Source organism: Bacillus sp. NP247 (assembly GCF_018966865.1).
Taxonomy (GTDB): Bacteria; Bacillota; Bacilli; order Bacillales; family Bacillaceae_G; genus Bacillus_A.
This window is the reverse complement of sequence record NZ_CP076653.1, coordinates 715643-728275: the sequence shown is the minus strand read 5'-3', so window position 1 is coordinate 728275 and position 12633 is coordinate 715643. Positions and strand designations below refer to the sequence as shown.

General features: G+C 35.6%; 12 protein-coding genes and 2 pseudogenes. 10 read left to right on the top strand and 4 right to left on the bottom strand.

Features of this window, described 5'->3' with window-relative positions:
- The first annotated feature begins 5 nt into the window (after positions 1–5).
- From KPL75_RS03870 to KPL75_RS03860, 3 genes and pseudogenes are all read left to right on the top strand, one after another.
- Entirely contained in the window at positions 6–530 is a 525-nt protein-coding gene (locus tag KPL75_RS03870; RefSeq protein WP_002066533.1) for a GNAT family N-acetyltransferase, read from the top strand.
- Between the two features lie 160 nt (positions 531–690).
- Entirely contained in the window at positions 691–1401 is a 711-nt protein-coding gene (locus KPL75_RS03865; RefSeq protein WP_219919470.1) for a histidine phosphatase family protein, read from the top strand.
- Positions 1402–1680: 279 nt separating this feature from the next.
- Positions 1681–2452, top strand: a pseudogene (locus KPL75_RS03860) (putative protein N(5)-glutamine methyltransferase).
- Positions 2453–2717: 265 nt separating this feature from the next.
- Here KPL75_RS03860 and KPL75_RS03855 read toward each other — a convergent pair.
- A complete protein-coding gene (locus KPL75_RS03855) occupies positions 2718–3683 on the bottom strand; it encodes a quinone oxidoreductase family protein (RefSeq protein WP_219919469.1) in 966 nt (321 codons plus the stop codon).
- 123 nt (positions 3684–3806) lie between these two features.
- Here KPL75_RS03855 and KPL75_RS03850 point away from each other — a divergent pair, with 123 nt between their 5' ends.
- From KPL75_RS03850 to KPL75_RS03840, 3 genes are all read left to right on the top strand, one after another.
- Positions 3807–4700, top strand: coding sequence for a LysR family transcriptional regulator (locus tag KPL75_RS03850; RefSeq protein WP_219919468.1), 894 nt, complete (start codon positions 3807–3809; stop codon positions 4698–4700).
- 303 nt (positions 4701–5003) lie between these two features.
- Positions 5004–5516: a DUF2690 domain-containing protein gene (locus KPL75_RS03845; RefSeq protein WP_219919467.1), complete on the top strand. Its 513-nt coding sequence runs from the start codon at positions 5004–5006 to the stop codon at positions 5514–5516.
- Between the two features lie 43 nt (positions 5517–5559).
- Positions 5560–5976, top strand: coding sequence for a DUF2690 domain-containing protein (locus KPL75_RS03840; RefSeq protein WP_219919466.1), 417 nt, complete (start codon positions 5560–5562; stop codon positions 5974–5976).
- 264 nt (positions 5977–6240) lie between these two features.
- Here KPL75_RS03840 and KPL75_RS03835 read toward each other — a convergent pair whose 3' ends face one another.
- The gene (locus KPL75_RS03835) at positions 6241–6777 is read right to left on the bottom strand and encodes a GNAT family N-acetyltransferase (protein WP_219919465.1); all 537 of its coding nucleotides are present in this window, start codon (positions 6775–6777) and stop codon (positions 6241–6243) included.
- A gap of 519 nt (positions 6778–7296) precedes the next feature.
- Between KPL75_RS03835 and KPL75_RS03830 the strand changes: the two genes are divergently transcribed.
- The gene (locus KPL75_RS03830; RefSeq protein WP_219919464.1) at positions 7297–8058 is read left to right on the top strand and encodes a CPBP family intramembrane glutamic endopeptidase; all 762 of its coding nucleotides are present in this window, start codon (positions 7297–7299) and stop codon (positions 8056–8058) included.
- A gap of 204 nt (positions 8059–8262) precedes the next feature.
- Here the strand turns inward: KPL75_RS03830 and KPL75_RS03825 are convergent.
- Positions 8263–8750, bottom strand: a pseudogene (locus KPL75_RS03825) (DinB family protein).
- A 217-nt stretch (positions 8751–8967) separates the two neighbouring features.
- On the opposite strand from KPL75_RS03825, the gene KPL75_RS03820 reads away from it, so the two are divergent.
- Positions 8968–9423, top strand: coding sequence for a DinB family protein (locus KPL75_RS03820; protein ID WP_219919463.1), 456 nt, complete (start codon positions 8968–8970; stop codon positions 9421–9423).
- Between the two features lie 106 nt (positions 9424–9529).
- Here KPL75_RS03820 and KPL75_RS03815 read toward each other — a convergent pair whose 3' ends face one another.
- Positions 9530–10294 (bottom strand): DUF817 domain-containing protein, encoded by a 765-nt coding sequence (locus KPL75_RS03815; protein ID WP_219919462.1) that lies wholly within the window; start codon positions 10292–10294, stop codon positions 9530–9532.
- 275 nt (positions 10295–10569) lie between these two features.
- Between KPL75_RS03815 and KPL75_RS03810 the strand changes: the two genes are divergently transcribed.
- The gene (locus tag KPL75_RS03810) at positions 10570–11604 is read left to right on the top strand and encodes a FecCD family ABC transporter permease (protein WP_219919461.1); all 1035 of its coding nucleotides are present in this window, start codon (positions 10570–10572) and stop codon (positions 11602–11604) included.
- Positions 11605–12621 carry a FecCD family ABC transporter permease gene (locus tag KPL75_RS03805; protein ID WP_071771954.1) on the top strand — a complete coding sequence of 339 codons (1017 nt, stop codon included), beginning with the start codon at positions 11605–11607 and terminating at the stop codon, positions 12619–12621.
- Positions 12622–12633: the final 12 nt, after the last annotated feature.

The following is a 12633-nucleotide window of genomic DNA, read 5'->3' as shown; positions in this document are numbered from 1 at the left end:
ATAGAATGGTAACGATTAGACAAGAACAAAAAAATGATTATAGAAAGACAGAAGAAGTTGTAAAAGAGGCATTTTTAAATGAAGAATTTAGTGATAAAAAAGAGCATGAACTTGTAAAACGTATTAGAGAATGTGACGCATTTATTCCGGAGTTATCCATCGTTGCGGTAGATAAGGAAACAGTCGGTCACATTATGTTATCGAAAATTACAATAGAACAAGATGGGACTACTGTAGATTCATTAGCACTTGCACCAGTTTCAGTAGCACCAAGCCATCAGAAGAAAGGAATTGGTGGAAAGCTTATCACGGCTGCTTTAGAAAAAGCGAAAGAATTAGGATACGGGTCAGTTGTAGTATTAGGGCATCCAGAATACTATCCGAAATTCGGATTTAAAAAAGCAAGTGAGTGGAATATAAAAGCACCATTTGAAGTGCCTGAAGAAGTGTTTATGGTAATGGAATTAACAGAAAATGCTCTTGAAGGTGTAGAAGGAATTGTACAATATTCGAGTGCTTTTGCTGAGTAGGAGTATCGGTTAAGAAATGTAATCATAAAAGATGCTATCTTTTTGTAGGGATATACAGAAAGATAGCTTTTTTTATTAAGCAAATCTACTGACGTATATTTTGCTCAATGAATAATTGAAGTGGTAAAATTGATATAGAAATGTAAAGGGAGAGAAGAGAATGAATAAGCGAGAAACAGATAGCAATGAGAATGTAGTTACGTTATATGTTACGAGACACGGTAAAACAATATTAAATACGAATCATCGCGCGCAAGGTTGGGCAGACTCTCCATTAGTAGAAAAAGGTGTTGAAGTTGCCTCTAATTTAGGAACGGGATTAAAAGATATTCATTTTACGAATGCGTATAGTAGTGATAGCGGTCGAGCGATTGAAACTGCTAATTTAGTATTAAAATATAGTGAGCAATCAAAGTTGAAAATTGAGAAAAGAAAAGATTTACGAGAATTGAATTTCGGTATTTTTGAAGGTGAAAAACTTGATAATATGTGGGAAACGATTGGGAAAGTCGCGGGCGTTACATCACCAGAAGAACTCATGAAGCTTTCTATTCAAGAAGTGATTAATCTTATTAGAGCAGCGGACCCTACGAAACAGGCGGAAGATTGGGAGCTGTTTTCTTCTCGCATAAAAACAGAGATTGATAGAATTAGTGAAGAAGCTGCTAAAAATGGAGGTGGCAACGTTTTAGTTGTCGTTCATGGGCTTTTGATTACTGCCTTAATAGAAATGTTAGATTGTAGTAAAACAAAGCTTGGAGTGGAGAATGCAAGTGTAACGAAAATTTTATATAAAGACGGGGAATATGTCGTCGAGTCGGTTGGAGATATGAGTTATGTTGCAAAAGGAACAGAAAGTGTGGAAATATAATCCTATCTCAAATAGATATAAGAAAAGGAAGTTAGTAAAATCTAGCTTCCTTTTCATTTTTTAGTACATCATTTATAGGGTTGTGTTGGAATATTATGGTGGATTTTTCTGTTGTGTAGAGTGTTTCTTTGTTCAACAATCGGGTCATTTAATTGAATAAGGGCTTATTCTTTTGAATAGGACCACTTTGTTAAAAAGGATACATCCAATTTTTAGCGAATACAGGGTTATAAATAAGAAAAAGTGGTGAGGTAAATAGGAAAAGAATGTAATTCCTTTTTGGACAATAAAACGGAAAAATGTATAATTAACAGGCTCCAGAGCGCGGGTTGTGTTTTCGCAGAAGAAGAGACCCGGTTACTTATTTCAGCAGCACGAACTCCAGAGGACCTCAAGAGAATGGTGAAAATGCGAGCCGATGGTGTACCACTTGAATATGTTGTTGGATACGCAGAATTTTGTGGCTTGCGGATAGAAGTGGACCGAGGTGTTTTCGTGCCTCGTCAACGTACCGAGTTTCTTGTTCACCAAGCAGAAGCTCTGTTATGCTTTGGTGATATCGTCGTTGATCTATGTTGCGGTTCAGGTGCTGTGGGTGTAGCTCTGGCGGCAGCTTTAGGACGAGTTGAATTGTATTCTGTTGATATTGATCCTGTCGCAGTACGATGTGCAAGCCGCAACGTAACAAATTTCGGTGGCCATGTTTTTGAAGGTGACTTGTATAAAGCTTTGCCTCACGCACTTAAAGGCCATGTGAACACCCTAGTTGCAAACGTACCTTATGTTCCTACCGAGACAATAAAGCTGCTTCCACAGGAGGCCCGCCTACATGAACCGAAAATGGCGCTTGACGGAGGAGAGGATGGACTCGACATTCAGCGAAGAGTAGCAAAAGAAGCATTTCTCTGGCTAGCACCGGGAGGTCATCTTTTAATAGAGACGAGTGAAATGCAGGCAACTCAGACCTTTGAAATCTGGGCTTACCACGAAAGTGGCTAGAGACGAGGAACTAGACGCTACAGTCGTTATAGGATCGAATTCTAGTTTTTAGCATAGATCCGTACGTAGTCTTACTCAAAAATGAAATGATAATTTCCTAGCAATATACAAATAAAAAAATCCATATTCAATTAAAGGGCGTTTTAATTGAGCAAGGAGCACAAAAAATTATCAAAATTTATTCAAAAGCTATACTGGCCCGTTATTTGAAGCAGAAAGGAGATAACATATTAGTCATATAAAATATGTTATCTCCTTTCATTTATCAATTTTTTTCAATTTAGGTCTTGATAAAGCTTCTTTTTTAATTGGAGTGATTATGGGATTAATAAAATCTTCCCTGTACTTTTTCTGCTCTCTAATAATTCATGAGCAAGAGCACCATCTTGTAAAGAGAATGTAGTGGGACTCGCAATGTTTAATTTTCCAGTAGTGATCCAATCAAATAATTGAGTAGAGCGCTGCTTACGTTCTTCAAAAGTAGTAAGCACGTTCCAAAGGTCTCCGCCAGTTAAAGTTTTTGAAGTATCCATAAGCATACGCGGATCAACGGGCGCAGGATTACCGCCAGCCATTCCGTAAAATACGACAGTACCGCCAATTTTAGTAGCGTTAAAACTTTCCTCTAATGTAGAACCTACTGATTCATATACAACATTTACTCCAGTACCATTTGTTATTTCAAGTACTTTTGAAGGCCATGCTTCCGTATATAAAAATACGTGATCAGCACCAGCTAACGTGGCTACTTTTGCTTTTTCGTTTGATGACGTAAGGCCGATTACTGTTCCGCCTAGTAGTTTAATCATTTGAATAAGAAGTTGCCCAACGCCACCAGCCGCAGCGTGTACTAAAGCTATATCACCTTGTTTTATTTGATAGCTATCTTTCGTTAAATAGTGTGCAGTTAATCCTTGTAATAATACAGAAGCGGCTGTTTCAAAAGAAATAGATTTAGGAAGTGGAATTGCTTTCTCTGATGGAACAGCTACTAATTCTGCGTTTGCAAATGGAACATCAGCAAATGCAATACGGTCTCCAGGATTGATATTCGTAACGTTAGCTCCTACTTCTTCAACAATACCAGCGCCTTCATAACCTAATATATATGGTGGATTGCCAGCGAGATGATAATCGCCGCGGCGTCTATAAATATCAGCAAAATTTAAACCGATTGCTTTCGTGCGTACAAGAATTTCATTTGGATTTATGATTGGATCATGTATTTCTTTATATTGTAGAACATCTGGATTTCCAAACTGTTCGAAACAAAGTGCTTTCATATGGAATACCTCCATTTATATTGTTTGTCGATGCTCTTTATCATACAATACAAATATCAATAGACAAAGAGAATTATTTCGATGGAATCAATCGGAAATATCGATTGAAAAGAGGGATGATAAATGGAGATAAAACAATTAATTACATTTAAAGTAGCGGCAGAGACTTTGAACTTTACACAAACTGCGAAGAAATTAAACTTTGCCCAATCGAGCGTAACGGCGCAAATTAAAACGTTAGAGGCGGAGCTCGGTACGCCATTATTTGAGAGATTAGGAAAACGCCTTTTCTTAACTGAAGCAGGAAGGAAGTTTCAATTATATGCTGATAAGATGATCGCACTTAGTGATGAAGCGAAAATGGCTGTGAAAGATGATGAGGAACTAGCAGGTACGTTAATAATTGGTGCACAAGAAAGTCAATGTACATACAGGCTTCCTTCTATATTAAAGAGGTTTAAGGCACAATTTCCTCAAATTAAACTTATATTTAAACCTGCGCATTCCAATAAAGATGCGAAAGAGCAATTGATGGAGGGGAAAGTAGACCTTGTATTTATTTTAGACGAATGTAAAACAGAAGATGTTTTACATGTGGAGCCACTTATGAAAGAAGAATTAAAAGTAGTAGCGGCGCCAGGGCATCGTTTACTTGAACAACCTTCAGTTTCTACAAAAGATTTAGAGAGTGAAACACTTTTATTAACAGAACTAGGTTGCTCGTATCGGACTTTATTTGAAGAGTTATTTCGGGCAGAAGGTGTATTTCCAGCAAATAAAATTGAGTTTGTTAGTGTAGAAGCAATTAAACAATGTGTCATTGCAGATTTGGGTATAGCTGTTTTGCCAGCAATCGTAGTAGAAAAAGATATAAGAGAAGGGACGATAAAAGAGTTACATGTAGAAAATGCAATCTCACCGATTTATACACAAATTGCTTGGCATAAAGATAAATGGATGACAGTGCCACTGCAGCAATTTATTGATGTGACGAGGGAGTTTTTTACAACAGATTAAGTGGAGAAATATTTGTTTTAAATAAAAGGGAAATGGCATTTTTGTCTAGAGAGAACCGATGCTTGAATGAAACAAGTATCGGTTCTTTTATGTTTTAAATAAAGAATGCTATAAAATGTGTATTTCTCAACTTTTTTTCTTACAAGGATAAGTAAATTTCTTCGTATATTCCAATAATCATAAGGAAATTTACAACGTTTATTTGTTTCTGTAAGATGCCTCTAGGAAGCATGGAAGGAGGGGCGTACATAGGGGAAAGAGTGTCTTTATTATACGTACTTATTTTGAGGGGGGAGATTTACAATGTTTAAAAAGCTAATGAAAGTATGTGTGTTAAGTGCAGCGAGTGTAGGGGTATTATTTAGTTTTCAAGGAAGTACATTTGCAGCTACTGATCTTAGTAGTTATTATGACGGGAAAAACCCAGCAACAACGAAAGTATACGGAGGCAGTACAACATGTGATGCAGATGGATTTAATGCAAAGTCTACAGCGGTTTACGAAGGTAGTAAAAAAGTAGGCACAGTGTATTTACGTTACAGTAATAACTGTCACGCAGCATGGTCTAAGCTTGTTTTAGATCAACCAGCACCTTCTGTTTCCGGGGGGATATATGCTTACGCTGTTATTAATAAATATAAAAACGGTGTATTCCAAAAATCAGTAGATTCTAATAGTGGTAATGGAGCGATTAAAACAGGTCAAACGAGTACGTATACAGGAATGGTATTTGATTTAACTGCTGATTTTGGTTATACAGCTGATGCTGAAGCGGTGACGATTAATAATGGTTACGGGAAAACAGCACGTTACTAATAAAGGAGTGAAATTATATGAAACTTTTAAAAAAGGCGAGTGTATGTTTAGCACGACTAATAGCGATAAAGCATATGCTGAAGACCATTCATATGATGGGAAAAGTCCTTATTATAATAGCTGTGATCAATCCGCAGTAACGAAAGAGAAAAAATGGATAGATTCAAATTCTTATGTAGAATTAAAATTTAGCACGACGTGTAAAACAGCATGGGCAAAAGTTACTGTAACCCGCCCAGCAGTTTATAATAACGAAGCTGATGCAAGGATTGTTAGAAAAACAGATGGAAAGGCATATACTTGCGGAAGTGCTGGAGGAAATGGTGTTGTAAATAAAGGGCAAACATCATGCTATACGCCAATGGTATATGATTTAGATCCAAGAAAGGCACAAGCGCAGGGAAAACATGCCATTCCGAATAGTGATGCATATAATTATGCGGAGACAATTTGGTATTAATACGATTATACATGTGTTAAGAGCTGTTATTTGATATAAAAATGAAAGAGCCTTACTGCATTTTATCCCGCATTAACGGGCAGTAAGACCCCCACCTCAAAATTCAGCGAAAGCAAAGAAGTTAGATGGGGGATCAACTGCCCGTAAAAGCCCGATTGGTTCAACTAATAATCAGTGGGGGATGAACAAAACCCCCACTGATTAAAGTTTCGCTTTATTGTGGTAAGGTTCTTTAAAATTGTTTAATAGATTAAGTACATTCATTTACAAAGGTCTCTCTCTATAATCGCTTTTAAGTATGGCCATAATAATTTCATCCGAGTATGTATCGTTATAAAATAAAGATTGACGTAAAGTTCCTTCTTTTATAAACCCAACCTTTTCATAAGCTCTAATTCCACGTAAGTTATGGTTAAATACTTCTAACTGTAAACGATTTAATGTGAGTTGTTCAAAAACAAACTTTAAAACTATTTTAATAGCTTCAGTTCCATACCCTTTTCCGGTTAAGGGAATAGAAATCATCGATATTCTGAATACTGCTTTTTGGTTCTCCTCATCGATATTTAAAATCGATAACTCTCCAATCATTTCGTCATTGCCTTTCAAGCAAATAGCGAAATCATAGCGACTTGAATCATTATTTATATTTTCTATATGTTTCTTAATTTGTTCTAATGAAAAAGTAGGCTTGGTCCCAGTCATATATCTTATTTCTTTATCCATCGTACTTTCTAATATAATGGGTGCATCTAGTTCACAAAGGGGCCTTAAATAAATTCTTTCACTCTCTAATCTCATTATAAATTTCTCCTTAAGTTTGGTGATAGAGTATATAAATATTTTTGCTCTACATGGAAGAAGAGTTTTATTTTGTGTATTGTTTGAAAAGTATGTGTCTTACTTTGATGTTACATGAATTTTATCATGATATGGTATACCTAAAACGAATAATAAAAGTTTTATACATAACAAAATGTATCAACGAGTTTTTTATAGATATTTTAAGCTGAAAACAAGCATGTACCAATAATCTACATTGTAGTTCAACAAGAATTAAATTATTTTATCGTCACTTTAAAAGCGCGTGTCTTTATCGTTTTTCAAAACAAGCCTTTTTTGTTTATTTATTCCCCCTTAACGGATAGTAAGACTCCACATTCGAATTGCGAATGAAGCAAAGTAGGTAGGTGGAAGTGGGCTCACTCATAAAAGCCTGATTTAGTATGGATGTTCCTTTAATGTTTTTGGGGTAATTTAACATGAAATATTTTCTTTTATCCAAATTTATGCTGTAATTAAAACAAAGGAGGCAAGTAAATGGGGAATGAGATTAAACGATATGTAATATGTACTTTAATAGTTACATGGACACTTTGGGGGTTATTAATTAGCTTGATAAGATTAAACATTACGACATTTGGTACACCGCTAGCGAGGATACTATTTGTTTTCGGCGGAATCATGCCGGCAATCATTGCGATTAGTCTAAAGAAAAAATATGGATCAAAAGAGGAGTTTAGAAGTTTCATTAAAAATATTGTAAATCCTAAACATCACTTTGCATGGTATATTCTAATCACGATTCTAGCTTTTATTAGCTGTTACCTTCCAACGATATTTGGTGGAGCAACGATGCAAAAACCATTATACGTGGCGTTACTTAGTTTTCCAATAATGATCGTTGGTGGTGGTCTTGAAGAAATTGGATGGAGAGGATTCTTACAACCTGCCCTTCAGAAAAGATTTCCGGCATTTTTTAGTACGGTTATTGTGAGCTTTATATGGGCAATTTGGCACTGGCCGTTATGGTTTATTCCAGGCACGAATCAAACTCAAAGGGATTTTATAGCCTTTATAATTACGACAATTGCCGTTTCTTTCTTATTAACTACAATTTTTAACGCAACTAAAAGTATTTTTATGTGTCTAATTTTTCATGCGCTTCTGAATTCTTTTTGGAGTGTGTACGTGCCAAATGATAAAATTTTACCAGCATTTTCAACTTTATTTTTCGGAATATTCGTATTTATTTTGTGTAAAGTTGTAATAAAAAGAAAGAACCTCTTATTGATTAGGTAACTGCAATAATAAAAGGAAACATATTAATATATTTTTTATGGATATGAAACTAATAAATAAGAACACGACACAAACATAATTAAAATAACATACAAGTTTGTGCCACAAAAAAATTGCAGAACTATAAACAACATCAAAAAGAATGAAGAGCCTTTTCATATATAAACAATGCTAACGACAGTTATAGTAGTTGAGTTGTTAGAATTAACTAAGGTCTGTATCAGGAGGAGTGTATCCAAGGTGACGAGCCATGGATACGATTTGTCCTTTATGATGAAACTCATGTGTTTCTGTATGAGTTAAAAGCCATAGCGGTGTTGTACTCCAAGGTTCTTTTTGCCATTTCACTTCATTGGCTATAATTTCGAGCCAACGGTCATTGTATACATCTAAAAAACGTATTACAACTTCATCTACTAACTTAAATCTAGACGGACTTTCGCGACATCTGCATGCTCAATTTCATAATCACTAGCAAATGAAAAATCTGCTCGTTTTTGGTTAAATGCGAATGATCCGAGCCAGTATCGATAGCAATCGGCTACATGAATATGGGTTTTTATAATGCTGCCGCTTCCGAAATTAGGAATTGTATTGTGTAATTTTTCTAGTGGGATTTCCTCCAAAAACGTAAATAGAGTTTCTCTTGTAGAACTAATAAGATTATATTGTTGTTTTAAAATATCTAACACGTAATTACACTCCTTTTTTGTTTACTAAAATATTTGCGCTGTAAGTAATTCTATATTTACGAGGGCTGTACCTTTTTAAAAAGACATATTGCCGAAGTACATTAAGCATATTAGATGTTTTTCTTAATTGTTTCTGATAGATTAAACAAGGTAAAACTTTAATAAGTTTAACATTCTTAGTTCATAATAAATTGTACATAAAAAAGGGGACGATAAAATGAATAGAACAGTTGGTTTAAAACAATTTGAAATGACGCGCGGGGCATTACTTAAATTTATGGAAACGTTAGATGATAAAACTGTGGATACGCAGCCAGAGGGCTTTAACAATACAATTCGCTGGCATATTGGTCACGTGTTAACGACAGCCGAAATTTTTATGTTTGGAAGAGAATTTAAACAATTGCCAACTGAATATCCAGGTATGTTTGGATATGGTTCAAGACCATCTAAATGGAAAACAGACGGGCCATCATTAGAAGTGTTAACGTCTCAATTAAAAGAACAAGCAAAACGTATTAACGAAATTCCAGCAGAAGCATTTGGAAATAAACTTCCAGAGCCATTCTTAGGATTGGAAACAGTAGGGGAGCTTTACGGTATGATGTTATACCATGAAGCGGATCATATTGGTCAAATGAAGGCGATGGAACGTCTTGTGAAATCTCTATAGTTTTGAATTTAATTGCTTAAAAAAACGAAATCCCAGATGGATTTCGTTTTTTTATTGAGCAAGTAGAGAAAATTAATTAATTTTAATATTTCTAACGTAATCAGCATTATCCTTTCGACTGCTTCAAATGTTTGAGTTGTGTAACAATCATAATGCTAATAACAACGAGTAAAAACCATGAGCTAATTTTGCTTAAGTGAACGAGGTTCCATGCTTCGCGTTGATTTGGATATTGCCATGCTCCGAAAAATGTTGTGATGTTTTCCGCAATCCAAATAAAGAATCCGATAAGGAAAAAGGAGAGTACGAGTGGCATTTTATATGTAACGCCTTGTAATGAAAACTCCACGAAAGTTCGAAAGAAAACAATAAATAAAAGTAAAGTTAATACCCATCTAAAGTCATATAGAAAATGATGTGTAAAAAAATTGAAGTAAATCATAGCGCCTAATGGTACTGCAAAAATAGCTTTCGGCCAATTATACATTTGTAAATGCAATCTTCTCCACGCTTGGCATATGTAACTTGCGACACTCGCATACATAAAACCGCTGTAAAGCGGAACTCCGAAAACTTTTGAATAAGCCTCTTCAGGATAACTCCATGAACCGAAATGTACTTTATATATTTCTAGTAAAAGGCCAATGAGGTGGAAAACAGTAATTACTTTCAGTTCATCTTTTGTTTCAAGACCTGTTTTGTACATAATCCATTGCATAAGAAGACAAACGACGAGTATGAAATCATAGCGATATAATCCTGGAATTGAAATGATTTTTGAAAGGGCTAGTGTTAAAAAAATGACGACTGGGAATAAGCAAGATAATGCTTGTTCGTAAGTGAAATGTAGTAGTTGTTTTATATAGTACATTGTGTCACCTTCGGTATTTTATTGGAAAAATCAAAAAAATTAATAAGTATACTACAATTTGAAAAATAATCCAGTAGTCTATTTTGCATGTATTTGTAAGTTTTAGAAGGGAATTGTAATAAGTATTTTAATATTGTAGCAAAGTAAAAAAATAGTTTGCTATTTAAAAAAAGTGGGGATATAATATCTAAATGAAAATGATAATTATTATCAATAATGATTATAAATAAAAAATGATTATAAAAAACAACTGAATATAAAGGATGAAATGAAACATGTTACATAAGCCTACTGTACATGCTGGCAATAATCGCTGGATACATATTAAGTTTATTTCTTTCATAAGCTTAACAATTTTATGCTTAATTGGATCTATATTTTTAGCCGTTGCATTCGGTGCAAAGGATATTCATTTGCAAACGGTGTGGGCAGCGGTGTTTGATTACAATCCGAAATTAACGCAGCATCAAATTATTTATGAATTAAGGCTCCCAAGGGTAATTGGAGCGGCAGTTGTAGGAGCTGCTTTTGCAGTCGCTGGAGCTGTTATGCAAGGAGTAACACGAAATCCTTTAGCTGATGCAGGTGTGCTCGGAATAAATGCGGGTGCGATGTTTGTAGTAGCACTTAGTTTTGCTTTTTTCCCGCATATGCCGTATTCCTACTTAATGATTGTTTCCTTTATTGGAGCAGTTTTAAGTACCGTACTTATTTTTATTATCGGATCAGCAACATCAGGCGGATTAACACCGATGAGGTTAACGATTGCAGGAGCAGTTATGGCAGCGCTTTTACACTCATTAAGTTCAGGTATTGCAATTTATTATGATTTAAGCCAGGATTTAGCGTTTTGGTTTGCTGGTGGTGTTGCGGGGGTTAAGTGGGAACACTTGAAATTTTTAGTGCCTATTATTCTCATAACGATTGTTTTTGCGACAGTGCTAGGGCGATCTATTTCACTCATATCAATGGGGGATGATGTTGCTACGAATTTAGGTGTGAAAACGAACCGTACAAGAATACTTGGGATGATTATAGTAGTTATTCTTGCAGGTGTTTCTGTTTCAGCTGTTGGTTCTATTGGATTTGTAGGACTAGTCATTCCGCATATTGCTAGAAAATTAGTTGGTGTTAATTATCGGCTTATTATTCCTATGTCAGCATTATTAGGAGCTATGTTATTAGTGTTAGCTGATTTAGGAGCAAGAACAGTAAATCCTCCTAAAGAACTTGCGATAGGAATTATGGTAGCTCTTGTTGGAGTTCCGTTCTTCCTTTATATAGCACGTAAAGTTGGGAGGGAGTTATAAGTGAAGGATCTTTTTAACACGGATAAAAAGAGAGCTATTACTGTAACTACAATTTTCGGATGTATAAGTATCGCTGTAATTTTGATTAGCTTAAATACGGGGACGCTGAGTATCGCACCGCTCAAAGTAATTCAAACGCTTTTTGGCTATGGTGATTTTGAGAGTGCAACCGTGCTATACGATTATCGTATGCCAAGAATTATAATCACCATGTTAGCCGGTATTGGCCTTGGGGTTTCCGGTGCGATTTTGCAAGGGCTATCTCGTAATGCACTCGCAGATCCCGGTATTCTCGGATTACATTCGGGTGCATCTTTCGGGCTTATTGTATTTGTTACTCTCTTTCATTCTATTAACGAGAGTGCATCGATTTTAATACCGTTATTTACATTTGGCGGAGGAGTGTTAGCTGCATTTCTTATTGTTTTGCTTGCGAGTGATCGGTCAAAAGGTTTACTTCCTATTCGACTTATTCTTGTTGGTATTGCAGTTTCAGCTGGTTTTAGTGCACTTTCATTATTTTTCTCGCTCAAGTTAAATGATGAGACGTATACATTCGCTTCTAGGTGGTTAGTTGGTAACGTGTGGGGAAGAGATTGGATTCATGTCCTAGCATTATTACCTTGGATTTTGATACTAACTCCGTACGCATGGCTGAAATCTAAAACGTTAAATGCACTGTCACTAGGTGATAGTGTAGCAGCAGGACTTGGTGTATCTGTTCAAAAAGAACGGTTACTACTTTTAGCTACAGCGGTAGGATTGTCTTGTGCAAGTGTATCGATGGCAGGGGGAATTGGCTTTATCGGCTTAGTTTCTCCGCATATTGCAAGGAAGTTAGTAGGTAGTACATATCAGCACTTCCTTCCGTTAGCTGGCATTATTGGAATGATTATTTTAGTACTCGCAGATACGATAGGTCGTTCTGTATTCGAGCCAAACTCTATTCCAGCTGGTGTAGTAGTAGCGGCTTTAGGAGCGCCGTATTTTCTTTATTTACTTACAAAAACAAAATAAATACTTCAAAGA